Annotated in this window: 19 protein-coding genes and 1 tRNA gene; 9 read left to right on the forward strand and 11 right to left on the reverse strand. The window is 70.8% G+C overall.

Features of this window, described 5'->3' with window-relative positions; translation table 11 throughout:
- Window positions 1-87 precede the first annotated feature (87 nt).
- Window positions 88-3,393 (reverse strand): isoleucine--tRNA ligase, encoded by a 3,306-nt coding sequence (gene ileS / locus IOE58_RS05590; RefSeq protein WP_193865428.1) that lies wholly within the window; start codon window positions 3,391-3,393, stop codon window positions 88-90.
- 460 nt (window positions 3,394-3,853) lie between these two features.
- On the opposite strand from ileS, the gene IOE58_RS05595 reads away from it, so the two are divergent.
- A complete protein-coding gene (locus tag IOE58_RS05595) occupies window positions 3,854-4,126 on the forward strand; it encodes a 2Fe-2S iron-sulfur cluster-binding protein (RefSeq protein WP_193865429.1) in 273 nt (90 codons plus the stop codon).
- 11 nt (window positions 4,127-4,137) lie between these two features.
- Here the strand turns inward: IOE58_RS05595 and IOE58_RS05600 are convergent, their stop codons facing one another.
- From IOE58_RS05600 to IOE58_RS05620, 5 genes are all read right to left on the reverse strand, one after another.
- Window positions 4,138-4,371, reverse strand: coding sequence for a hypothetical protein (locus IOE58_RS05600; protein ID WP_193865430.1), 234 nt, complete (start codon window positions 4,369-4,371; stop codon window positions 4,138-4,140).
- 127 nt (window positions 4,372-4,498) lie between these two features.
- Entirely contained in the window at window positions 4,499-6,439 is a 1,941-nt protein-coding gene (locus IOE58_RS05605) for an ABC transporter ATP-binding protein (RefSeq protein WP_228019053.1), read from the reverse strand.
- A 56-nt stretch (window positions 6,440-6,495) separates the two neighbouring features.
- A complete protein-coding gene (locus IOE58_RS05610; RefSeq protein WP_193865431.1) occupies window positions 6,496-7,263 on the reverse strand; it encodes an SDR family oxidoreductase in 768 nt (255 codons plus the stop codon).
- 28 nt (window positions 7,264-7,291) lie between these two features.
- Window positions 7,292-7,696: a VOC family protein gene (locus IOE58_RS05615; protein ID WP_193865432.1), complete on the reverse strand. Its 405-nt coding sequence runs from the start codon at window positions 7,694-7,696 to the stop codon at window positions 7,292-7,294.
- Between the two features lie 19 nt (window positions 7,697-7,715).
- Window positions 7,716-8,510: a helix-turn-helix domain-containing protein gene (locus IOE58_RS05620; protein WP_193865433.1), complete on the reverse strand. Its 795-nt coding sequence runs from the start codon at window positions 8,508-8,510 to the stop codon at window positions 7,716-7,718.
- Window positions 8,511-8,592: 82 nt separating this feature from the next.
- Between IOE58_RS05620 and IOE58_RS05625 the strand changes: the two genes are divergently transcribed.
- From IOE58_RS05625 to IOE58_RS05645, 5 genes are read left to right on the forward strand one after another with little or no spacing between them, the layout of a single operon-like run.
- On the forward strand, window positions 8,593-9,387 hold the full coding sequence (locus IOE58_RS05625; protein ID WP_193865434.1) for an ABC-2 family transporter protein: 795 nt from the start codon (window positions 8,593-8,595) through the stop codon (window positions 9,385-9,387).
- Window positions 9,380-10,231, forward strand: a complete 852-nt coding sequence (locus tag IOE58_RS05630) for an ABC transporter permease (RefSeq protein ID WP_348981887.1) — start codon at window positions 9,380-9,382, stop codon at window positions 10,229-10,231. Before IOE58_RS05625 ends, IOE58_RS05630 begins: the two co-directional genes overlap by 8 nt.
- A complete protein-coding gene (locus tag IOE58_RS05635) occupies window positions 10,228-11,298 on the forward strand; it encodes an ABC transporter ATP-binding protein (protein WP_193865435.1) in 1,071 nt (356 codons plus the stop codon). The genes IOE58_RS05630 and IOE58_RS05635 overlap by 4 nt, the downstream gene beginning before the upstream one ends.
- Window positions 11,299-11,339: 41 nt before the next feature.
- On the forward strand, window positions 11,340-12,611 hold the full coding sequence (locus IOE58_RS05640) for a hypothetical protein (protein WP_193865436.1): 1,272 nt from the start codon (window positions 11,340-11,342) through the stop codon (window positions 12,609-12,611).
- Between the two features lie 53 nt (window positions 12,612-12,664).
- Window positions 12,665-13,723: a lipoate-protein ligase LplAB gene (locus IOE58_RS05645; protein ID WP_193865437.1), complete on the forward strand. Its 1,059-nt coding sequence runs from the start codon at window positions 12,665-12,667 to the stop codon at window positions 13,721-13,723.
- Between the two features lie 114 nt (window positions 13,724-13,837).
- On the opposite strand, the gene IOE58_RS05650 is transcribed toward IOE58_RS05645, so the two are convergent.
- Window positions 13,838-14,638: a metallophosphoesterase family protein gene (locus IOE58_RS05650; protein ID WP_193865438.1), complete on the reverse strand. Its 801-nt coding sequence runs from the start codon at window positions 14,636-14,638 to the stop codon at window positions 13,838-13,840.
- Window positions 14,639-14,730: 92 nt separating this feature from the next.
- On the opposite strand from IOE58_RS05650, the gene valS reads away from it, so the two are divergent.
- Both valS and IOE58_RS05660 read left to right on the forward strand, forming a co-directional pair.
- Window positions 14,731-17,433, forward strand: coding sequence for a valine--tRNA ligase (valS, locus tag IOE58_RS05655; RefSeq protein WP_193865439.1), 2,703 nt, complete (start codon window positions 14,731-14,733; stop codon window positions 17,431-17,433).
- Between the two features lie 3 nt (window positions 17,434-17,436).
- A complete protein-coding gene (locus IOE58_RS05660) occupies window positions 17,437-17,922 on the forward strand; it encodes a hypothetical protein (RefSeq protein WP_193865440.1) in 486 nt (161 codons plus the stop codon).
- A 79-nt stretch (window positions 17,923-18,001) separates the two neighbouring features.
- On the opposite strand, the gene IOE58_RS05665 is transcribed toward IOE58_RS05660, so the two are convergent.
- From IOE58_RS05665 to IOE58_RS05680, 4 genes are all read right to left on the reverse strand, one after another.
- The gene (locus IOE58_RS05665; protein WP_193865441.1) at window positions 18,002-19,294 is read right to left on the reverse strand and encodes a hypothetical protein; all 1,293 of its coding nucleotides are present in this window, start codon (window positions 19,292-19,294) and stop codon (window positions 18,002-18,004) included.
- A gap of 240 nt (window positions 19,295-19,534) precedes the next feature.
- Window positions 19,535-21,322, reverse strand: coding sequence for a selenocysteine-specific translation elongation factor (gene selB / locus IOE58_RS05670; RefSeq protein WP_228019111.1), 1,788 nt, complete (start codon window positions 21,320-21,322; stop codon window positions 19,535-19,537).
- Window positions 21,322-22,701 carry an L-seryl-tRNA(Sec) selenium transferase gene (selA, locus tag IOE58_RS05675; RefSeq protein WP_193865443.1) on the reverse strand — a complete coding sequence of 460 codons (1,380 nt, stop codon included), beginning with the start codon at window positions 22,699-22,701 and terminating at the stop codon, window positions 21,322-21,324. Before selA ends, selB begins: the two co-directional genes overlap by 1 nt.
- 29 nt (window positions 22,702-22,730) lie before the next feature.
- Window positions 22,731-22,825: transfer RNA gene (locus IOE58_RS05680), tRNA-Sec, on the reverse strand.
- 204 nt (window positions 22,826-23,029) lie between these two features.
- Here IOE58_RS05680 and selD point away from each other — a divergent pair.
- Window positions 23,030-24,016, forward strand: a complete 987-nt coding sequence (gene selD, locus IOE58_RS05685; RefSeq protein WP_193865444.1) for a selenide, water dikinase SelD — start codon at window positions 23,030-23,032, stop codon at window positions 24,014-24,016.
- Window positions 24,017-24,117: the final 101 nt, after the last annotated feature.

The following is a 24,117-nucleotide window of genomic DNA, read 5'->3' on the forward strand; positions in this document are numbered from 1 at the left end:
GGAGCCGGCAGGCCGCGGGAAGCACGGGACGAAGACGAACGGCGGGCCGGTGGATCCCCCCCGGCCCGCCGTCGTGGATGGAACTGATCAGGCCTTCGCGACCGACACCGTCACCGACCCTCCGGCGACCTTCTCGGCCGCCGCGTGCGCGCCCTCGGCAGGAGCAGCGGGGACCTGCACCTCGATGGCCAGCACCTCGCCGGCCACCAAATCGCGGTGCGCGGCCACGGCCTCCACCACCTGTGCGTCGCCGTCCACGGTGAGGCGGATGCGGTCCGAGACGTCGAAGCCGGCGTCGCGGCGGGCCGCCTGGATGGCGCGCACCACGTCGCGGGCCGTGCCTTCGGCCTCCAGCTCCGGGGTGACCCGGGTGTCCAGCACCAGGAAGTCACCGCCGCGCAGCACGCCCACGGCCCGGCCCTCCAGCGCTGCGGACTCCCCCGCCACCAGGTCCAGCGTGTACTCGCCATCGACAAGTTCCAGGCCGCCGGCGGTGACGGTGCCGTCGCCTGCCACGGACCAGTCGCCGGACTTGGCACCCTTGATGACCTGCTGCACCTGCTTGCCCAGGCGGGGTCCTGCGGCGCGGGCGTTCACGCTCAGGCGCTGCTCCACGCCCATGCCCTGGGCCTCCTCACTGGCGACGTCCAGCAGGCGCACTGCCTTGACGTTCAGCTCATCGCGCAGGATGCCGGCGAAGGGCTCCAGAGCGGCCGGCTCGGCGTGCACCACGGTCAGCTCCGCGAGGGGCAGCCGAGCGCGCAGTCCCTCCTTCTTCCGCAGGGCGTTGCCGGCGCTGGCCACGGCGCGCACGTCGTCCATGAAGGCGATCAGTGCATCCGCCTCCTCCCCGGCGGGCAACAGCGAGTCGTCGGGCCAGTCGGTCAGGTGCACGGAGCGGCCGCCGGTGAGCTGCTGCCAGATCTCCTCGGTGACCATGGGCAGCAGCGGCGCCGCCACCCGGCACAGCGTCTCCAGGCAGGTGGAGAGCACGTCGATCGCGGTCTCGTCGCCCTCCCAGAAACGGTCGCGGGAGCGGCGCACGTACCAGTTGGTGAGCATGTCCAGGTGGGACTGGATGGACGCGGCGGCATCGGCGATCGCCAGCTCGCTCATCTGCTCGCGCACCTCGCGCACCAGGCGCCCGGTTCGGGCTAGCAGGTAGCGGTCCATGACGTCGTCGGACTCGTAGCGAGCCTGGCCGCGATACCCGGTGGGGCGGCCGGTTGCATCCTTGGCACCGGCGGCGTTGGCGTACATGCCCAGGAAGTACCAGACGTTCCACAGCGGCAGCACCGTCTGCCGCACGGCGTCGCGGATCTGCGGCTCGGCCACCACCAGGTTGCCCCCGCGCAGGATCGGCGAGCTCATCAGGTACCAGCGCATGGCATCGGCGCCGTACTTGTCGAACATCTCCCGCACATCGGGGTAGTTGCGGCGCGACTTCGACATCTTCTCGCCGTCGTCGCCCAGCACGATGCCGTGGCAGATCACGCTGGAGAACGCGGGCCGGTCGAACAGGGACGTGGCCAGCACGTGCATCACGTAGAACCAGCCGCGGGTCTGCCCGATGTACTCCACGATGAAGTCGGCCGGGTTGTGGGACTCGAACCACTCGGTGTTCTCGAAGGGGTAGTGCACCTGCGCGAACGGCATGGACCCGGAGTCGAACCACACGTCGAACACGTCGGTGACACGGCGCATGATGGAGCGTCCGGTGGGGTCATCGGGGTTGGGGCGGGTGAGCTCGTCGATGTAGGGGCGGTGCAGGTTCACCTCACCGTTCTCGTCCACCGGGAGTCGCCCGAAGGCCTCCTCCAGCTCCGCGAGCGACCCGTACACCTCGATGCGCGGGTGGTTCGGGTCATCGCTCTTCCACACCGGGATCGGGGAGCCCCAGTAGCGGTTGCGGGAGATCGCCCAGTCGCGCGAGCCCTCCAGCCACTTGCCGAACTGGCCGTGCTTGACGTTGCCGGGCACCCAGGTGATCTGCTCGTTCAGGCGCAGCAGGTCCTCGTGCATGTCGGCGACCTTGATGAACCAGGAGCCCACGGCCTTGTAGATCAGGGGGTTCCGGCAGCGCCAGCAGTGCGGGTAGGAGTGCTCGTAGCTGGCCTCGCGCAGCAGGCGGCCATCGGCCTTGAGTGTGCGGATGATGGGCCGGTTGGCCTCGAACACCTGCACCCCGGCGATGGCATCCAGGGCCGTGCCGCGGAACAGGTCGAGGAACTGGGCGCCCTCGTCGACCGAGACGATCACCGGGATCCCGTAGGAGGCGTTGACCTTCTGGTCCTCCTCACCGTAGGCGGTGGCCTGGTGGACCACGCCGGTGCCGTCCTCGGTGGAGACGTAGTCCGCGACGGTCACGATCCACGCGTTCTCGGTGCCCCAGCGCTCGCGGTCCGCGGAGTACACGTCCCACAGCGGCTGGTAGGTCACGTACTCGAGCTCCGCACCGGCGAAGCTGCGCTCCTCGACCGCGGCCTGGGCGGCCTCGGCGTCGGCGTAGCCCAGCAGGCTCGCATGCGCGGCCAGCAGTTCGGCGGCCAGCAGATAGCGGACCTCACCGGCGGCGGCGCCGTCGGCCGCGCCCTCGGGGCCGGCCGGGACCACCACGTAGGTGACCTCGGGGCCGACGGCCAGGGAGAAGTTGGTGGGCAGGGTCCACGGGGGGGTGGTCCAGGCAATCGCCCGCACGCCCTCGATGCCCAGCTGGGCGGCCTTGTCCCCGGTGAAGGGGAAGGGGACGGTGACCGAGGGGTCCTGCCGCATCTGGTAGACGTCGTCGTCCATGCGCAGCTCGTGGGAGCTGAGCGGGGTCTGGTCCTTCCAGCAGTACGGCAGCACTGAGTAGCCCTCGTAGGCGCGGTCGCGGTCGTACAGGGTCTTGAACGCCCACAGCACGGACTCCATGAAGGAGGCATCCAGGGTCTTGTAATCGTTCTCGAAGTCCACCCAGCGGGCCTGCCGCTCGACGTACTCCTCCCAGTCCTTGGTGTACGTCAGCACCGAGGCCTCGGCGGCGGCGTTGAACTGGCCAACCCCCATCTGCTCGATCTCGTGCTTCTCGGTCATGCCGAGCTCTCGCATGGCCTCCAGCTCCGCGGGCAGGCCGTGGGTGTCCCAGCCGAAGCGGCGGTCCACCTTCTGGCCGCACATGGTGCGGAAGCGCGGCACCACGTCCTTGACGAAGCCAGTCAGCAGGTGCCCGTAGTGCGGCAGGCCGTTGGCGAAGGGCGGGCCGTCGTAGAACACGTACTCGTCGGCGCCGTCGCGCTGGGCGATGGAGGTGCGGAAGGTGTCGTCCTGACGCCAGAACGCGAGGATGCGCTCCTCGAGCTCGGGCAGGTTCGGGGAGGGGACGAGGGCGGCTCCGGTGACCGGGTAGACCATGGGGGACCTTCCAGAGGGTGGCGGACTGCGGCTGTGCTGCCCGAGGACGCCGCCGCTGCCCCTGCGGGCGCGGCCTGCGCGGTACCACCTCGGTTGACCCTCTCGCCAGCGGGCCGGCGCGGGGGATCCCCTTGTTCCTCAGCTGTGACGGGCTGGTCCCGGCGGGTTCTACTGGGCCGACTCCCCCGCTGCGACTCGGCGCCGAGGTGGGGGTGGCGGCTGTTCTTCCCGCGGCTCACCGGTGATGGCCGGGTCGATGCCGATGCGGTCAGTGTAGCCAGGCACCGGCGGTGGGCGTAAGCGGGGGGTCAGTGCTGGGGCGGGGCGGCGGCCTCATCCGTGTAACGGCGCTCACGCGGCTGAACGGGTCCTGTCACCTCACCGGGTGGCCGTGACATCCTGGGTGGTGCATCGGGCCCGAACCGTCGGCCTGCGCCATTGATCCACCCGAGGAGCGAGCATGTCCCTGTTCGGAGAACCGTTCACCGCCAAGTGCTTGAAGTCCGGCATCACGGTCGAGGTCGCGGAGGGCCAATCGCTGCTGCAGGCCCTGTTGGACGCAGGGATCTCCATGGACTACTCCTGCGAGGGCGGCGTGTGCGGCACCTGCATGGTCCCACTGGTCAGCGGCGAGGTGGAGCACCTGGACGAATTCCTCATGGACGACGAGAAGGACTCCAACATGATCACCTGCGTCTCGCGCGGGGAGGGCGAGATCGAGATCGACGTCTGAGAACCGGTTCCTCAGAGCCGGGGACCGGCCACCGTCCAGCTGAGCACCACCAGGCCGAGCGCGCCGACGGCGGCGGCGATCATCAGCGGGATCGGCAGTGAGGGTCCGGCGATCAGCACGGCAAGCAGCAACAGGGCCGCGACGCTGAGCATCACGGCGAACAGCACCGGACGGCCCACAGCAGGCTTCCGCGGGAAGCGGTGGGGGGCGGCGGTGCCTCGGTGATGATCAGTGGTGGTCGTCATGTCCGCTCCTCCCATGAGAGTCCATCGCGGCGGGATCCCGCCGGGCGTTGACTCCATGGTTCCGCGGATCACGGCGCACTGCATCCCGCCATGGGTGTACTCGACCCTGACTTTGGTATGAGATCGGTCAGGGTTCGACCCGGAAGGCCCCCTCGATGGTCATGTTCTTCTCCAGGGCCTGCTCCTCACGCCGGGCGCGGTCCTCGCGCTGCTCCTCCAGCTCCCGCTCGGCGCGCTCCTCGAGCTCGGCCCCTTCCCCGTGCTCGCCCTCGCGCGCGTCCTGGGCGGCCAGAGCCGCGAAGGCCCCTCCGGCCGCGATGAGCTCCTCGTAGGTGCCGCGCTCGACGATGTCGCCCTTCTCCAGCACCACGATCTGGTCGGCGTGGCGCACGGTGGAGAGGCGGTGGGCGATCGAGACGGTGGTGCGGCCGCGCGCCACGGCATCCAGCGCGCCGCTCATGGCCCGCTCGGTGGCCACGTCCAGGGCGGATGTGGCCTCGTCCAGCAGCAGCACCGGGGGGTCCCGCAGGATGGTGCGGGCCAGCGCCAGGCGCTGCTTCTCCCCACCGGAGAAGCGGTAGCCGCGCTCGCCCACCACGGTGCCGTAGCCCTCGGGCAGGGCCGCGATGTGGTCGTGGATCTGGGCGATCCGGCAGGCGACGATCAGGTCCTCGTCGGTCGCGTCGGGCCGGGCGAACCGCAGGTTGTCCGCGATGGTGGCGTGCAGCAGGTACGTCTCCTGGGTGACCACGCCCAGGCACGCGGCCAGGGACTCCATGGCCACCTCGCGCAGGTCGTGCCCGTCCAGGGTGATGCGCCCGCCGGTGGGGTCGTAGAGCCGGGCCATCAGATAGCCGGTGGAGGTCTTCCCGGAGCCGGTGGCACCCACCAGGGCGGTGTGCCTGCCCGCCGGGACCACCAGGTCGATGCCGTGCAGGGTGGGCTCGTCGGCGCCGGGGTAGGTGAAGTCCACGTCCTCGAAGCGGATCTCGCCGCGCACCTGCTCGGGGTCCAGCGCGCGGGCGCCGGGGGCGTCGTCGATGGTGATCGGGGCATCCAGGTACTCGAACACCCGGGTGAACAGGGCCAGCGAGCTGTTGACCTGGGTGGCCACCCGCAGCAGCCCGTTCACCTGGGGGAACAGACCGGTCTGCAGGGAGATGAAGGCGACCAGGGTGCCGATGGTGACCCCGGTCCCGCCCACGCCGCCGAGGGTGCCGGGCTCATCGGCGGTGAACAGAAGGTACCCGCCCAGCAGGTAGGTGAGCGCGGGGAAGATCGCCATCAGCGTGCTGAACACGGCCATGTGCCAGCGGCCGGCCATCTCGGAGCGGATCTCGAGGTCCGCCAGGCCCCGGGAGTCCACGGCGAAGCTCTCGGTCAGGGCGCGGGTGCGGCCCATGGTGGTGCCCAACAGGATCCCGGAGACGGACAGCGACTCCTGGATCCCGGCGGAGAGGTCTGCGGCCTTCTCCTGGCGGGCCTTGACGATCTCGCGGCGCCGACGGCCCACGCGACGGTTCATCCACACCGCGAACGGCATGGAGATCAAGGAGAACAGCGTCAGCCGCCAGTCCAGGGCCACCATCGCCACCAGGGCCATCACGATGCCTGCGGCGCTGGAGACGATCTGGGTCATCACGTTGGTGACCACGGCCTGCATGGACCCGATGTCGGAGAAGATGCGGGACTGGATCTCACCGGTGCGGGTGCGGGTGAAGAAGCCGAGCCCCATCCGCTGCAGGTGCCCGTACACGGCGACCCGCAGGTCGTGCATGACGGCCTGGCCCACGCGGGTGGACAGCATCGACTGGGTGACCCCGAGGGCGCTGGAGACCACGGTGACGGCGATCAGTCCGCCGACGCACCAGGCCAGCAGGTCCATGCGCTGCTCGGGCAGGGCCACGTCCACGATCTCGCGCACCAGGAACGGGGAGATCACCCCGGCGGCGGCGCCCACGGCGATCAGCAGCAGCACTGCAGCGATGGTGCCGCGGTACGGGGTGAACAGCCGCATCACGCGGCGGGTGTCGGGCTTCTGGCCGGGCGGCAGGGTGATCTCGGGCATCCCGTGGTGCCCTCTCCCGCCGCCTCCGCGGCCGCCCCCGCCGGGGCCTGCGGCCATCACACGCCCTTCCCGCGGGCCACCGCGTGGGCGGCGGCCTGCGCGAGGGGGCGCACCGTGACGAGATCCAGGTTCACGTGGTGCGGGGCGTTCAGGGCGTAGGAGATGACGTCGGCGCAGTCCTCGGCGGTCAGCGGCTTCTGAACGCCCTCGTACACCTTGTCGGCAGCGGCCTGGTCGCCCAGGCGGGTGAGGGAGAACTCCTCGGTGTGCGCCATGCCGGGGGCGATCTCGATGACCCGCACCTTCTCCCCGTTCAGCTCCAGGCGCAGGGCGCGGGCCAACATGTGCTCACCCGCCTTGGCGGCGTTGTACCCGGAGCCGCCCGGGTAGGCCTCGTGCGCGGCGACGGAGGTGACGAACAGGACGTCGCCGCGGCCGCTCTCCCGCAGGGCGGGCAGCAGGGCGCGGGTGACCCGCAGGGCCCCGAGCACGTTCATGTCGTACATGCCCTGCCACTTGGACAGGTCCGCCTCAGCGACCGGCTCCACCCCCAGGGCGCCGCCGGCCACGTGCACCACGGCATTGAGGGTCTCGCCGAACAGCTCCCGCGAACGCTCGGCCAGGCGGGCCACGGAGTCGTCGTCGGTGACGTCGACGCTCAGCACCTCACAGCCGGTCTGCTCCGCGAGCTGGGCGAGCTTCTCCTCGCGGCGGGCGACGGCCAGGACCCGCCAGCCGTCGGCGACGAGACGTACGGCGGTGGCACGGCCGATGCCGGAGGAGGCTCCGGTGACGACGGCGGTGAGGGGCGCAGCATCGGTCATGTGCCCAGCCTACGCGGGGGGCGCGCCCTCACTCCCCGGGGTAGGAGTCGATGTTCCAGTAGTTCCCGTCGTGGTCGAGGAGCCCGGCGGTGCGGCCGCCATGCGGAGGCTCGCTGGGTTCGGCGGCCACGCGTCCACCGGCCTCGACGCCCCGGCGCAGGACCTCGTCGACCTGCTCGTCGGAGGGGACGACCAGGTTGCACACGGATGCGCCGGGCCGGAACCAGGGAGCGGTCTCCTCCTCGTCGCCGCGGACGGACCCGAGCATGAGCCCGCCGTGGTCCCGCCACTGGAACTGGGCGTGGTGCACGATCGTCGGGTCCTCGGGGTCGCGGAACACCAGCTTCTCGGTGAAGCCCAGTGCGGTGAGGAAGGCGATCGTGCGATCGGCGTCGGTGGAGCGGAGGCAGTGGTACAGCTGTGGTGTGGTCATGTGACCAGCATGCGCGCGGTCAGGGCACCTCGTCTTGGACGACGGGGAAGTCGTCGAGCATCTGGCTCGGCGTGACCCCGGCCAGCGCTCTCCATTCACGGTTCAGGTGGGGCTGATCGGCATACCCCACCCGGGCAGCGACTTCGGCGGCCTGCCACCCGGTCTTCAGCAGCTGCTGCGCCGCGTCGAACCGCGCCAGGCGCCGGGCCTGCGTGGGAGTCACGCCGAACTCGTGGCGGAACGTGGTGAGCAGCTGCCTGCGCGAGAGGCCCACCTCCCCCGCCACGTCCTTCACCCTGATCGCACCGGCGCGTGTTCCCAGGAGGTGCCAGGCTCGAGCGAGCTCGGGACGGATGCTGGCCCCTGCTGGATCGATGCGACGCAGCAGGTGCTCGTCCACCAGGCGGAACCGGTCGCGCCAGGGAATGTCCTGGAGTCGGCGCTGCAGGTCGGCCGGGATGCGGGAGTCGTCGTCGCCGTCCACGAGAACCTGAGCGAAGGCACCGGCCGGGGCCCCGAACAGGGCGCGCACCCCCAGGGGCGTCACCGACAGCTGGATCCCGTGCTGATGCCCGTGGGTGCGGATCAGGGACGGCCGGGTGTGCAGACCGGCCAGAAGCGTGTCGTATCGCGCCCGCTGCGCACCGTCGAGCCAGGAGCAGTCCAAGGGCTCGTCGAACGCGATGATCACGGTGATGCCCGTGGAGGGCAGCCCGTGGTGGGCGGCCTCCGGTGCGAGGCGGTAGTCGTACCCCACGCAGGAGCGAACGTACGGTGCCAGTGCCCCCGGGACACGATGCACGTAGGACGGCATGGACACACGCTAGCGGGCCACCTGCGACTCTTCCACGGCCTGGCCCTTGTTCGCAGGTCACCACGGGACTAGGCTCGCGCGAGTGCTCGCATACCGGAGGATTGCCGCCGCATCCTTCCGGCAGTACTCCACGTACCGCATGGCCACGGCCGCCGGCGTGTTCACCAACACCATCTTCGGGTTCATCCGCGCCTCCATCATGCTGGCCGCGATCGGCACCGCCGGCGGGGAGCTGAACGGCTACGACGCCCTGCAGGCCGCCACCTACGTGTGGCTGGGCCAGGCGCTGCTGGCCCCGATCGAGGTGTTCGGCACCCGCGAGCTCGCCCTGCGGATCCGCCAGGGCGACGTCGCGATCGACCTGCTGCGACCCGTGGACCTGCTGGGGCAGCTCTATGCCGCGAAGCTGGGCCGCTCGGCCTACCTGCTGCTGGCCCGCGGGATCCCACCGATGCTGATCGGGGCCGTCGTCACCGGGATCGCGCTGCCCCCCGATCCGCTGTCCCATCTGCTGGGGGCGGTCGCGGTGATGCTGGCAATCACGGTGGCGTTCCTGGCCGATGCGATGGTGAACCTGGCGGCGTTCTGGCTGGTGGAGAACCGGGGCCTGACCACGGTGTACACAGCAGTGATGAACCTGCTCTCGGGCTTCCTGATCCCGATCGTGTGGTTCCCGGACTGGCTGCTGGCCATCGCCCGCGCCACCCCGTTCCCCTCCATGGTCCAGACCCCGATCGACGCGCTGTCCGGGCGGGTAGCGCCACTCGACGCACTGCCGCTGATCGGGGTGCAGGTGGTATGGGTCGTGGTGCTCGGCGGTGCGTCGGTGCTGATGCTGCGCGCCGGGGTGCGCTCACTGGAGGTGCAGGGTGGCTGAGACCTCGAGATCCCGGCCCTCCGAGCCGCGGGCGCACCGGCCCGTGTCCACCGCCCGCATGGTGCGCACCCTGTACGGGTCGCGCATCCGCTCCCAGGCCAGCTACCGCGCCAGCTTCGTCTCCGACCTGCTGGGGCAGGCCCTGATGGTGGGCGTGGAGTTCCTGGAGCTGTGGGTGATCCTGGCCAACGTGGGCACCCTGGGCGGGATGACACTGCCGCAGGTCGCGGTGGTGTACGGCCTGGGCTCCCTGGCCTTCGGGATCGCTGATCTGCTGCTGGGGGAGATCGACGGGCTCTCCACGTACATCAAGTCCGGGAAGCTGGAGACCCTGATGATCCGGCCCGTGCCGATGCTGCTGCAGATCTCCAGCCTGGACCTGTCCCTGCGGCGCATCGGGCGGATCCTGGTGGGCCTGGGCATGTACGTGGTGGCCCTGGGGATCGCCGGCTTCACCCCCACGGCAACCACCCTCGCGCTGGCGGTGATCGCTCCGCTGGCGGGCGCCGCGATCTTCGGCGCACTGCTGACGATGGCCGGTGCCATGCAGTTCTGGCTGATCGACGGCCGCGAGTTCGCCAACGCCTTCACCTACGGCGGCAACTACGTGGCCTCCACCCCCGGTGCGGTGTTCGCCCTGCCCATGCGGGCCTTTTTCACCTTCGTGATCCCGGCGACCCTGGTGGCCTACGCCCCCACCCTCGTGCTGCTGGACCTGCCTGGGCCGATGCTGCTGCCGCAGTGGACCGGCTGGATGGGCGTGCCGGCGGCGATCCTCACCTGGGCCCTCGCTGCGCTGCTGTGGCGCGCGGGGATCCGCACGTACACAGGAGCAGGCGGATGAACGAGCACACCGACCCCGCGCAGCCGGGCGGGCCCTATCAGCCGAGCGCGCCCGATCAGCCGGCCGGGCCCGCCCCGTCGACGTCAGGCCCCGCCGTCGAGCTCTCGGCGCTGCGGCGCGACTACGTGGTGCGTGCCAAGGCCGACGGCTCCCGCCTGCGCCGCAGGCGCGTGGTGCGGGCGGTGGACGACATCACCCTCACCGTCGAGCGCGGTGAGGCAGTGGGCTTCGTGGGTGCCAACGGGGCCGGGAAGTCCACCACCATCAAGATGATGACCGGGATCCTGCAGCCCACCTCCGGGCAGGTGCGGGTGCTGGGCAGGCAGCCGGTGCCCGAGCGCCGGCTGCTGGCCCGCGAGATCGGGGTGGTGTTCGGGCAGCGCTCCCAGCTGTGGTGGGACCTGCCGCTGCGCGACTCCTACCGGATCCTGGCCGCCATGCATCGCCTCACCGACGCCGCCCGGGACGCCCGTCTGGAGCGCCTGGCCGAGGGGCTGGACCTGACTGCGTTCCTGGACCAGCCGGTGCGGCAGCTGTCGTTGGGCCAGCGGATGCGCGGCGAGGTCGCGGCCGCGCTGCTGCACTCCCCTGCGCTGGTGATCCTGGACGAGCCCACCATCGGCCTGGACATGGTCTCCAAGGAGGGACTGCGGCGGTTCCTCCGCGAGGATCGGACAGAGCGCGGCACCACCCTGTTCCTCACCACCCACGACATGAGCGACGTGGAGCGCCTCTGCGAACGGATCGTGGTGGTGAACTCCGGCACCATCGCCTACGACGGGGCCCTGGCGGGGTTCCGCCAGAGCCTCGGGGCTCCCCGTGAACTGGTGGTCGATCTCGCCCAGCCGCGGCAGGTGCTGGAGCTGCCGGCCGGTGCCGAGCCGGCGGCCGTGGAGGCGGAGGGGATCCGCCACCGGATCCGCTTCCAGGGTGCGCGGCTGACCGTGCCCGCCCTGCTGTCGGCGATCGGCGCGCAGGCCGAGGTGCGGGACCTGTCCCTGGCCGAGCCCGCGATCGAGGATCTGGTGCGACAGATCTATGCCCGGGGCCCCGGTTCCGTAGAGTGAGCAGGTGGCGCGTTCGCGCCCGCCGAAAGAAGGAGCACGCCGTGGCACGTTCGTCCTTGTCCACCGGACGCATGATCTCCTACGCGTTCGACATGTCCCAGCGCGCCGTGGCCGGCGGATCCGGCACCGGTGATATCACCAAGCGCACCAAGCGCGAGGAGCTGGTGCGGCACATGCTCGAGTACGTGCTGCGCGATCCGAAGGCCCGCTCCGCGTTCGGCGAGGTCATCCTGCGGTCCGAGGACGGGCTGAGCGCCTTCCGCACCTCCTCCCGCACCGGCAGCGAGCAGTTCGACCTGGAGGCATCGGTCGATGCCGATCCGGCTGCCCGCATCGCCATCGACATCACGGTGGACGGGCCCGTCGATGACGCTCAGGTGGGCGATGCCCTGGCGGCCCTGCCCACACCAGAGAGCCGCCTGGTGCTGCTGATGCCCAAACACCGCAAGAGCAACCTCGAGGTGACCGACGAGCGCCTGATCCGCACCACCTGGGCGACGTTCACGAAGCGACTGGTCAAGAAGGACCCCAAGCGCGCGGAGTTCTGGCGGCTCATCGGTGAGCTCAGCGAGGACGCCCCCTCCACCTCGGTGTTCCGGGCCGGCTCCCCCCGCCGCCTGCTGGACCAGGACCTGGTCGCGGAGTTCCGCTCCCACCTGGACACCCTGCGCCTGGCCGCCGATGAGCTGTACGGGCGGCCAGTGCGGTTCAGCACCTCACGGCGCGGGCCCGGTGCCTGGCTGCAGGTCGGGGCCAGCGGCACCGGTCTGGGCCTGGAGTTCGACGCCGTCGAGGAGGGCTCGCCCGTGTGGCTGGTGGGCACGCGGCCGCACCGCACCTTCGCCCTGAACATCGGGTCCCTGACCGACGACGAGACCCGCGACCGCGCCGTGCGCAGGCTGCGGGCGATCAGCTCCGGCGAGCGCTGGCGCAACGACGCGGCCTACGTGCCGAACCTGCCGGAGTTCATCGGCGAGCCCGCCTCGGTGGGTTTCGAGGAGGTGCGGGCCCTGCTGTGGGACGTGTTCGATCCCGATCTGCTGGCCGCCGCCGGGTTCCCCCTGGTGGCCCGCCGCCAGCCGGACCTGGAGGCGGACATGCTCGGCGTCCGGGTGCGCCGCGAGGGCGATCCCCGTGCGGGGACGTTCCTGGTGTCCGTGGGCGGTTCCAAGAACTGGAAGACCCTGCTGCCGCGGGTGACCCGCGAGTTCGACGGCCGTACCTACGTCATCCAGGCCGCCAAGGGCGACACCCCCGAGGACCTGGTCAGCGCGGTCCATGCGGCGCTGCTGTCCCTGGCCACTAAGCCCTGAGTCAGCCTCGGGCCTCACCATACGAACGACGACCACGAGAAGGAGAGCCGCACATGCGCGGAGAGTTCAAGGTGCGCGGAGGCAAGCTGGTCTCCGTCGATGTCGAGGCCAACGACGAGAAGATCAGCACCGTCCACGTGTTCGGCGACTTCTTCCTGGAGCCCGATGAGGCCCTGGAGGACATCGGCGACGCGCTGACCGGCATGCCCATCGAGGCCACTGCGGCCGAGCTGGCTGCTGCGATCACAGCGCGCCTCGACGCCCGCCCGGAGCCGGTGCAGATGATCGGCTTCGACGCCGAGGCGGTGGCGATCGCCGTGCGGCGGGCGCTCGGTCACGCGAGCAGCTGGGACGAGCTCACGTTCGAGGTGTTCGAGCCGGTGGTGATGGAGCCGGTGCTGCACGTGGCGCTCGACGAGGTGCTGCCGCTGGAGATGGTGGCCGGCCGCCGCGGCCCGATGTTCCGCATCTGGGACTGGGACTCCCCCCTGGTGGTGATCGGCTCCTACCAGTCGCTGCGCAACGAGATCGACGCCGAGGGCGCGGAGCGGCACCGCATCGGGGTGGTGCGGCGCATCACCGGCGGTGGCGCGATGTTCATGGAGCCCGGCAACTGCCTCACCTACTCCCTGGTGGTGCCCACCTCCCTGGTGGAGGGCCTCAGCTTCGAGCAGGCCTACGCCTACCTCGACGACTGGGTGATGGGCGCGCTCGCGGAGATCGGGGTCAACGCCCGGTACGTGCCGCTGAACGACATCGCCTCCGAGCAGGGCAAGATCGGCGGGGCCGCCCCGCGGCGCTTCGCCGGCGGTGTGCTGCTGCACCACGTGACCCTGGCCTACGACATCGACGCCGACAAGATGGGTGAGGTGCTGCGGATCGGCCGGGAGAAGCTCTCGGACAAGGGCACCCGCAGCGCCAACAAGCGGGTGGACCCGATGCGGTCGCAGACGGGCCTTGCCCGCGAGCAGATCATCGATGGGTTCCTGCAGTACTTCCGCGGCCGCTACGACACCCGTCCCGCCACCTACACCGAGGAGGAGCTGGGCCGCGCACGCGAGCTGGTGGAGACCAAGTTCGGCACCGAGGAGTGGACCGCGCGGGTGCCGTGAGCACCTTCCTCATCACGTGTGCATCACCTGCGATGCACACATGCGCACCACTGTCGACCTCCCGCCCGGTAGCAGCCGTCCCCGCGTCATCACGGCAGACGATGTCGCGACCGCTCATTCCACCGTCAGCCCCAGCTGGGCATGCAGCCCCCGGTACACCCCGGTGCGCAGCTCGATCGCGTAGGGCTCCCAGTCAGGCATGTCCAGCTCCCGGGCCACTGCGATCTCGGCCTCGATGTCATAGGGGACCCGCACGAACTGGATCCCGAAGGGGGCATCGGCGGCGTCGAGCCGTCCCTCCAGGATCACGTAGGACGCAGCGGTGTCGCCGTCCAGGGAGTTGCCCACGCTGCCGGCGTTCACCAGGGTGCGGCCCGAGCGGACCTCCAGGTAGGCATCGTGGATGTCGCCGTACACCACCACCGTCGGCGAGAAACCGCCGACATCGCCGGGGCCCGACCCCAGCACCTCCCGGTCCCGGGTGAAGGGGGTGCTGGCGAACATGCCCGCGAACTCCTCGTCCGAGTGGTCGTGGCGCACCCGGGTGAACTCGTCGACCGCCGAGGCGTGCAGCAGCCGCACACCGCGCCCGCTCAGCTCGAGGTCGATCACTGCGGGCAGGGCGCCCAGCCATTCCTTGTCGGCCTCGGTCAGCTCACTGCGCCACCAGTGCAGAGCCGGGTTGCGGGGCGGATCCTCGGCGGTGAGGTAGCCCTCCCAGTTGCCGCGCACCGTCGCCGCGCAGCGCTGGCGGGTGAGGGCCACGGCGTGGGAGCCCCGCGGCCCCTTGCCCGCCACGTCCCCCAGGTTCACCACCACATCGATGCCGCGATCGGTGATATCGGCGAGCACCGCCTCGTAGGCGGTCACGTTCCCATGGACGTCGGAGACGACAGCGATGCGATCCGGAGCCATGTCTCCAGGCTACGGGCCCCTGCTGCCCGGCGTGATGGCACCGACACCGGCCCGTCGTGCACCTGCGCGCTCATCCTGGAACAATGGCGGCCATGACCGAAACCTCTGCGCGCCCGGACGCCGGCACGACCGCCGGCACCGCCCCCGGGTCCCCCCCCGGATCCACTGTCCCCGATCGCCCCTCCCTGGAGGGCCTGGAGGCGAAGTGGGACGGCGTATGGAGCAAGCGCAAGGACTACGCCTTCGACCGGGACACCACGCGAGAGCAGGTGTTCAGCGTGGACACCCCGCCGCCCACGGCCTCGGGGTCCCTGCACATCGGCCACGTGTTCGGCTACTCCCAGGCCGACATGATCGTGCGCTACCAGCGCATGCGCGGCAAGAACTGCTTCTACCCGCTGGGCTGGGACGACAACGGCCTGCCCACCGAGCGCCGAGTGCAGAACTACTACGGGGTGCGCTGTGACCCCTCCCTGCCGTACGACCCGGACTTCACTCCCCCGCAGGAGGGCGGCGACAACAAGTCCGCGAAGGCCGCCAACCAGCTGCCGATCTCACGTCGCAACTTCATCGAGCTGTGCGAGAAGCTCACCGAGATCGACGAGAAGTCCTTCGAGGAGGTGTTCCGCACCCTGGGCCTCTCGGTGGACTGGGACTACTCGTACCAGACCATCGACTCCCGCTCCCGCGCGGTGAGCCAGCGGGCGTTCCTGGAGAACCTGCAGGCCGGCCAGGCCTACCAGGCGGAGGCCCCCACCATGTGGGACGTCACCTACCGCACTGCCGTGGCGCAGGCCGAGCAGGAGGACCGCGACCGCGAGGGCGCCTACCACCGCATCGGCTTTTCCCGCACCGGCGATTCCGGGGAGACGGTGTTCATCGAGACCACCCGCCCCGAGCTGCTGCCGGCGTGCGTGTCCCTGGTGGCCCACCCGGACGACGAGCGCTACCAGCACCTGTTCGGCACCACCGTCACCTCTCCCCTGTTCGGGGTGGAGCTGCCGGTGAACCCCCACCCCCTGGCGCAGGCCGACAAGGGCGCGGGCATCGCCATGATCTGCACCTTCGGCGACTCCACTGACGTGATCTGGTGGCGCGAGCTGGACCTGCCCACCCGCTCGGTGATCGGCCGCGACGGTCGCTTCGTGGCCGACGCTCCCTGGATCACCTCCCGGGAGGGCATCGCCCGCTACGCCGAGCTGGCGGGGCTGACCGTGTTCAGCGCCCAGAAGCGCGTGGTGGAGATGCTCACCGAGACCGGTGACCTGGTGGGGGAGCCGAAGAAGATCAGCCACCCGGTGAAGTTCTACGAGAACGGTGACAAGCCGCTGGAGTACGTGACCAGTCGCCAGTGGTACCTGGCCAACGGTGGCCGCGACCAGTCGCAGGACGGCCTGCGCTCGCGCCTGATCGGGCGGGGCCGCGAGCTGGCCTGGCACCCGGGTCACATGGAGTCCCGCTACCGCAACTGGGTGGAGGGCCTGACCGGTGACTGGCTGATCTCCCGCCAGCGCTTCTTCGGGGTGCCCTTCCCGATCTGGTACGCGGTCGATGCGAACGGCGAGACGGACTACGAGCGTGTGCTCACTCCCCCGGTCGAGTCCCTGCCGATCGACCCCACCATCGACGTGCCGAGCGGCTTCGAGGAGTCTCAGCGCGATCAGCCGGGCGGGTTCACCGCGGACCCCGACATCCTCGACACCTGGGCCACCAGCTCCCTGACCCCGCAGCTCGCCGGCGGCTGGGGCCACGACGAGGACCTGTTCGCCAAGGTCTACCCGATGGACCTTCGCCCCCAGGGGCACGACATCATCCGCACCTGGCTGTTCTCCACCATCGTGCGCTCCCACCTGCAGCAGGACTCCCTGCCGTGGAAGCACGCCTCGATCAACGGCTGGATCCTGGACCCGGACCGCAAGAAGATGTCGAAGTCCAAGGGCAACGTGGTCACCCCGATCGGCCTGCTGCAGCAGCACGGCTCCGACGGCGTGCGCTACTGGGCCGGCAGTGCCCGTCAGGGCGTGGACACCGCCTTCGACGAGGGGCAGATGAAGATCGGCCGCCGCCTGGCGATCAAGATCCTCAACGCCTCCAAGTTCGCGCTCGGCTTCGGCCCGGCCCCCGCCGATCCGGCCGGGCGCCTGGCGGCGGACCCGTCGGCCGTGACCGAGCCGCTGGACCGCGCCTTGCTGGCGCGGCTGGCCGAGGTGGTCGAGCAGGCCACGGTGGCGTTCGACGACATGGACTACGCGCGCAGCCTGAACGTGGTCGAGCCGTTCTTCTGGATGTTCTGCGACGACTACATCGAGCTGGTGAAGGAGCGTGCGCACGGCCAGGCCGGGGAGCAGGCCGCGGCCTCGGCCCGAGCGGCTCTGGCGATCACGCTGGAGGTGCTGCTGCGCCTGTTCGCCCCGGTGATCGTGTTCGCCACCGAGGAGGTGTGGTCCTGGTGGCGCGAGGGCAGCGTGCACACGCAGCCCTGGCCGGAAGCCGCGCCGCTGCGTGAGGCCTCAGCCGGTCAGGACGCCGCGCTGCTGGATGCGCTCTCCCAGGCCGTGATCGCGGTGCGGCGCATCAAGTCCGATGCGAAGGTGTCCCAGAAGACCCCGATCCTGCGGGTCACCCTGGTGGCGCCCGGGGCATCGGCCTCGCACCTGGAGGCGGCCCGCTCGGACCTGGTGGCCCTGGGTCGCATCGAGGACCTCACCGTGAGCGGCGGCGACGTCGACTCGGTGACCGCCGAGCACGCCGAGCTCGGTGAACCCCCGGTCAAGCAGCCGCGCGCCAAGGGCTGACCTATGCCTGCGCGGACCGTCCGTTCCAGCAACAGCACGATCCTGATGTGGATCGGAGCGATCATCATGCTGTTCGGCGCGTTCACCGGGCTGTACGGCCTGGCGCCCCTGACGCGCGGCTCGATCGTGGCTGGGCTGATCTTCGTGCTCATCGGCGCGCTCATCGCCTTGGTCGGGGTGGCGATAGCGATGGTCGGATGGCGCACCAGCGCTCGAGTCGACGGCCAGGGAGTCTCCTGGTCCTCCGGGCTGGGATCCCGCACCAGCGTGCCCTGGCAGCAGATTGCGCGGGTCGTCGTGCCCGGCGCCGCCGACCCCGGCTCCGCTGTCGCGCTTCAGCTGCGGGACGGTAGGATCGTTCCGGTCACGCCGTTGCGGAAGATGCAGTCCGCCGATGAGAGCACCGGGCTGTCGCCGTGGTATCTGAGGGCCGGTGCAGCGCTGCAGGAGGCCCACCAGCAGTGGCTGTCGCAGCCCCACCGGCACTGACTAGATCAGAGCACGGAAGCACCGGGCAGCGATCAGGGGATCAGCCAGAGCGCGGCTGACCCCCGCTGCGCGCTCCTGCTCACCAGAAGGGGCTGTACTTCGAGGTGGCGTCACCGAGGTCACCGATGAAGGCTCCGCCATCGCGGAGGGCGTCATCGAGGTTGTAGTCACCCGGCGTGAACGAATCCACGATCGCATTCGGGTTCATGCCGATGCTGGTGGAGCCACCCAGCCCGAGCACCTTCGCCGCATGACCGCCGATGGAGAAGGACACCTCATCCGTGGAGACGGTGTAGCCCGAGCTCAGGCCGGCACCCGCACCGGCCTTCTCGCTGATCGAGGTGGAGCCGGTGAACCATCCACCGGGAGAGGTGAGTTCGTACTTCTGCGTGACCTGCGCACCTGAGAAGGCACCGACGTCGAACCCGGAGGTCCATCCGTTGACGTTGCCGTCGGCGTTGCGGGTGGCGTGGGAGTGAGCATTGGCGTGTGCGTCCGCGCCCACCCATCCGCTGGTCGTCATCGCGGCGGATGCTCCGGAGTCGTGGGTGATCCCCACGTTCTGCTCTGCATAGAGGCCGGATCCTGCGCGGGCACCACCACTGAACCCGTCCGGCCCCATGGTGCCTCCGCCTTCACCGTAGGCCTCCATCCCGATGCGGTGCGTGGAGTCCATCCCGAAGCCGAAGGGAAGATCGTAGTCAGTGGTGATGCCCAGCTCACCACTGCCCCGAGCGCCGAAGGTGCCCGTGGTGTTGCCGAAGTCGTCCGTGGTCACGTTGGTGCCGGCGCTGTAGTTCAAGCCACCGTACGGGTCGATCGAGATGCCGTCGCGGGAGAAGCCAGGACCGTCCCAGATCGTGGGGTTCCACTCGAACTGGGTTCCCACCGGGCGGTCCTCACCGAACATCTGGCCGCGCGACCCGTAGCCGGGGCCACCGTAGAACTCCTGCTCGCCCGACCCGCCGCCGCGGAACAGATCCCCCAGGCCGTCCCTGAGGTTGTCCAGCACGTGCGGCCCGATCGGCAGACCGGAACTGGTGGGCAGAGGCAGGATGTCCCGGAGGATGTCGCCGACGACGTCGATGAGACCGGCCAGATCGGTGGGCCCGGAGGCGCGGTCCTGCTCGGTGGCGTGCTGATCGAGCTCCACGCCCTTGGCGCGGATGTCCTCGGCCTTGGCGATCATGCCGGGCTTGACCGTGCCGTGCCACAGAGCACGCATGGCAACGGCATCGGGGCCGAACCACGGCACCGCGTCGATGGCAGCACTGATCATGCTGGTCATGTCGTGGATGCGCTGGGCGCCCAGCTCGCAGGCCTGTGCCTGCGAACGCATCTGCTCGGTGTCGCCCCCGTAGAACCCTGCCATGGTGAAGCCTCTCCCTGATCGCCTCGCTATGGGCACCACGGTACGTGGGCGAGCACCTCCAGCCCATGGGGAGTACTCCCCATGCGGAGTCCGACCAGGACGAAGCCCCGCAGTTGAGCATTCACACCGGGACGCCGCACCCGGGCGATGCCCGGTACCGAGCACCGGCCTGCGTCGCTGTGCGCGCGAACGGCGTGCGAACCTACCAGCAGCACCGCGGGGTACCGGGGTGATGCTGGATCAGCGCACGATCTCCCGGTGGCCGGCGTCCACGCGGCGGGTCCAGCCACGTGCGTCCAGGTGCTCCAGCAGCGGGATCGCCACGCGGCGGGTGGTGCCGAGTGCCTGCCGGGCCTGGCTGGTGGTGAACGGCTGGGTCAGAGCGGCCAGCTCCCTCATCGCCAGGGCCGGAGCGGTGGGCAGCAGGACCACGCCGTCGGGCAGACGCAGCACACGCCCCAGCCGCTCCGCGGCCGCCAGCTCCCGCGGCCCCAGACGCAGCGCGGCGAGGTCCTCCGCCTCGGGTGCCTGGAACGGGGTGTCGCGCAGCCGCTGCTCGAGCGCTGCGATCCCGGACTCTGCAGCGCCCAGTCCTGCAGCGGATCCCGGGGCGCGCAGTCGACCGTCGACATGCTCGAGCCCGGCCGCGGCCACCACAGGTCCCAGCAGTGACTCGTCCGGCAGCGTCAGCAGGTCCAGCGCGGCCCGCGCGGGCAGTCCCGCTGCCAGCGGGTTCGCGCGCGCATGTGCCTCGGCAGCGGCGCTGAGCGCTTCGGTCCAGCGGGTGAGAGCGTCCGTGTCCGCGAGCCACTCCCCCACACGCCGGACGCCCGCGGGCAGGGGGTCCGGCACCGGGATGCCACGACGCCGCAGCACCCGCTCCGGGATCGCGCCTCGCCGCTGCACCTCGAGGAGGGCGTCCCCGGACAGCGGCATCTGCTGGAGCACAGCCGCACGACGGGCCCCGTCGCCGCGCCGGTCCAGTGCGGGCGGGTCCACATCCAGCACATGCACGCCCGCGTACACCGCGTGGGAGCCGCTGCCGCGCAGCACCATCCGGTCCCCCGTCGTCAGCGGCAGCGGACGGTCCAGAGTGAGCCGGGCATGCTGCCGGCCGAGGGGCCGCACGCGTGCGGCCACCGCCGCGGTCCCGACGTGCGCCGTCAGCTCCTCCGGGGCGTCGCCCAGGGCCTGCCCGGTCATGCCGCGCACGTCGACCAGGTCGGTGAGCTCCCAGGCGCCGGGCGTCAGCAGCGCGTCACCGCGCGAGACCTGCTCGTGGTCCACACCGCGCAGGTTCACCGCGGCTCTGCTGACGGGGCCGAGACTGTCGACCTGGCCCCCACGGCTCTGCAGGCCCCGGACGACGACCTGTGCGCGCGGCTCGGCGCCGTGCAGGTCCAGGCGCTGTCCCTTCGTGAGGGTGCCGGCGGCCAGGGTGCCGGTGACCACGGTGCCGGCACCGGAGATGGTGAAGGAGCGGTCCACCCACAGCCTCACGCGCTCCCCGACATCCGGTACGCGCGCGCGCTCCACCGCCTCGTCGAGGGCGGACCGCAGCTCGTCCACCCCCTGGCCGGTGACGGCGGAGACCGCGACCGCAGGCGCCTCGGCCAGCGGTGTCCCTGCGAACTCGGAGCGCACCTGGGCCGCCACCTCGTCGATCCTCTCGGGTGCCAGATCGGCGCGCGTGATCGCGATGATGCCCTGGTCGATGCCGAGGGCGGCGACGGCATCGCGGTGATCGTCGGACTGGGCCTGCCAGCCGGCATCGGCCGCGACCACGAAGCACACGATCGGGGCCGGACCCAGGCCGGCGAGCATGTTGCCCAGGAACCGCTCATGCCCGGGGACATCCACGAAGGAGACCTCGCGCCCCGAAGGCAGGGTGGTCCAGGCGAAGCCGAGGTCGATGGTGAGACCACGGCGCTTCTCCTCCGCCCAGCGGTCCGGCTCGATGCCGGTGAGCGCGCGGATCAGGGTGGACTTGCCGTGGTCGACGTGGCCGGCGGTGGCGATGACCTGCATCATTCCTGCTCTTCTCCGGTCGTCGGTTCTGCTCCGGCCCTCGAGTGCGCTCCGGGACCTGGCGCGCCTGCCAGGCGCTCACGAGCGGCGATCACTGCCTGGGTCAGCGTGTCGTCCTGGGCCTGGGGCACGCAGCGCAGGTCGAGCAGGCAGGCGCCGTCCTTCACGGTCCCCACCACGGCAGGGTCTGCGCTGCGAAGCGCCGTTGCGAGCTGCTCCTCCAGCTGGATCGCCCAGCCGGGCAGCGGCACTTCCGCCCCACCGCCGCCGCCCACGCGGCCGTCGTGCTCGACGACGGGCGCGCCCAGGCGCGCCGCCACCTGCTCGGTCCGCGCACGCAGCTGACGGGGATCGGTGCGCAGTGCCGCGAGCACTGGTGGCGTGGGACCGGTCAGGGTGGCCTCCACGGCGGCCAGGGCCAGCTTGTCCGCCCGGACGGCACGGGCCAGGGGGTGGCGGGCCAGGCGCGCGATGATCTCGCGCTTGCCCAGCAGGATCCCGGCCTGGGGGCCTCCCAGCAGCTTGTCGCCGCTGGCGATCACCAGGTCCGCCCCCTCCCGCAGGGCGGTGCCGGCGTCGGGCTCCTCAGGCAGGGCCTGCTCAGGCTGCAGCAGGCCGCTGCCGAGGTCCGCCACCAGCGGCACCCCGGCCTCCCGGCACACCGGTGCCAGCTGGGCGATCGGGACGCTGCTGGTGAAGCCGATGATGCGGTAGTTGCTGGTGTGGATGCTGAGCACGCACCCCGTGTTCGCACCGAGGGCGTCGGTGTAGTCGGCGAGGTGGGTGCGGTTGGTGGTGCCGACCTCGCGCAGCTGTGCACCGGCGGAGGCGATCAGGTCCGGCAGGCGGAATCCGGCGCCGATCTCGATCATCTCGCCACGGCTGAGCACCACCTCACCGGTGCCGGCCAGAGCTGTGGTGGCCAGCACCAGGGCAGCTGCGCCGTTGTTGACGACCAGGGCGTCCTCGGCCTGCGGGCAGGCGGCGAGCAGGGCGGCGCGCGCCCCGGCACCGCGTCGGGAACGGGCACCGGTGGCCAGGTCGAACTCAACATCGGTGTACCCGGCCGCGTCGGACACTGCCCGGCGGGCCACCTCGGACAGGGGCGCTCGCCCCAGGTTCGTGTGGACGATGACACCGGTGGCGTTCAGCACGGGGCGCAGGGAGCCGGCGGGGCGCTCCCCGACGGCCGCCAGGATCTCCTCCAGCACCTGCTCGGGGGGGATGTCGCCGCGGCGCGCCCGATCCTGTGCAGCGCGGACGATGCCGCGCACCACACGCTCGCTCATGGCCTCCCCGGCGGCACGCACCTGCGGGTGCCCGAGCAGCTGGTCGGTGCGGGGAATCCGACGGCGCGGATCCTGTTCGTCGGCGACCATCGGACCTCCTCGTCGGCGCGCGGGCATGCTGGCGGAGGCGGACGGGAATCGAACCCGCCAGACCGAGATGCTCGGTCTCACCGGTTTTGAAGACCGGGGCGCCCACCAGGACACGTACGCCTCCGAGAACCAAAATACCAGGTCGTGGCCGATGGTCAGGCGGGAAGGTCGAATCCCCGCCATTGCTCGCCGTCCCCGGCCGATACCCCGTCGGTGGCCGCGAGCGCGTACAGCACCGACCCGTCCGGTGCCGATCCTGACGGCCCCTGCTGCTGACGGGGGGCGATCGACCCGTCCGACCTGATGACAGGCACTCTAGACTCGATCCATGACTGCTGACACGATCCGACTCACCACGATGGCCCACGGCGGAGGGTGCGCCTGCAAGATCCCGCCCGGTGAACTGGAGGATGCTGTCTCGGCCCTCGCCGGTCAGCAGTTCGACTCGGTGATCGTGGGGCTGGACGACGGGGACGACGCCGCCGCCGTGCGCGTCCAGGACGGTCTGGCGGTGCTGTCCACCGCGGACTTCTTCACCCCCGTGGTGGATGACCCCTTCGACTGGGGTCGCATCGCCGCCGCCAACGCTCTTTCGGACATCTACGCGATGGGCGGCACTCCCGTGGTGGCCATCAACCTGGTGGGCTGGCCCCGGGACGTGCTCCCCTTCGACCTGCTGCGCGAAGTGCTGCGCGGTGGCCTCGCGATCGCGAACCAGGCCGGTGTCCCCGTGATCGGAGGTCACTCGGTGGATGACCCCGAGCCCAAGTACGGCATGGCGGTCACCGGCACCGCGCACCCCGATCGTCTGCTGCGCAACGACGCCGCGGAAGCAGGCCTGCCCCTGACGCTGACCAAGCCGATCGGCGTGGGCCTGCTGAACAACCGTCAGAAGGCCACCGGCGAGGTGTCGCAGGCCGCCGTGGACACCATGACCGCGCTCAACCGTGACGCCTCCGTCGCCGCCCTTGAGGCCGGAGCGAAGGCGGCCACCGACGTCACCGGCTTCGGCCTGCTGGGGCACCTGTACAAGATGGTGCGGGCCTCCGGGGTGGGAGCCGTGATCGACCGGGCCGCGGTACCGCTGATCGACGGGGCGGCCGAGGCCCTCCGCGATGGCTACATCTCCGGCGGCACCCGTCGCAACCTCGACTGGGTGCGCGACCAGGTGCGCGCCGGGTCCGGCATCGCCGAGGAGGATCTGCTGTTGCTGGCCGATGCGCAGACCTCTGGCGGCCTGCTGGTGGTCGGCGAGGTGCCCGGCTACCCGGTGATCGGCGAGACCGTGGTCGGCTCCGGCATCGACGTGCGCTGAGGGCGCATCGATCGCCCCGGCCGTGCGGAACGCCGACGACGCTGCGCAGACCGGATCGAACGAGGGCGGTGGGAGCCAGGAGCTCCCACCGCCCTCGTCGT

The organism is Brachybacterium epidermidis (genome assembly GCF_015209585.1).
GTDB lineage: Bacteria > Actinomycetota > Actinomycetes > Actinomycetales > Dermabacteraceae > Brachybacterium > Brachybacterium epidermidis.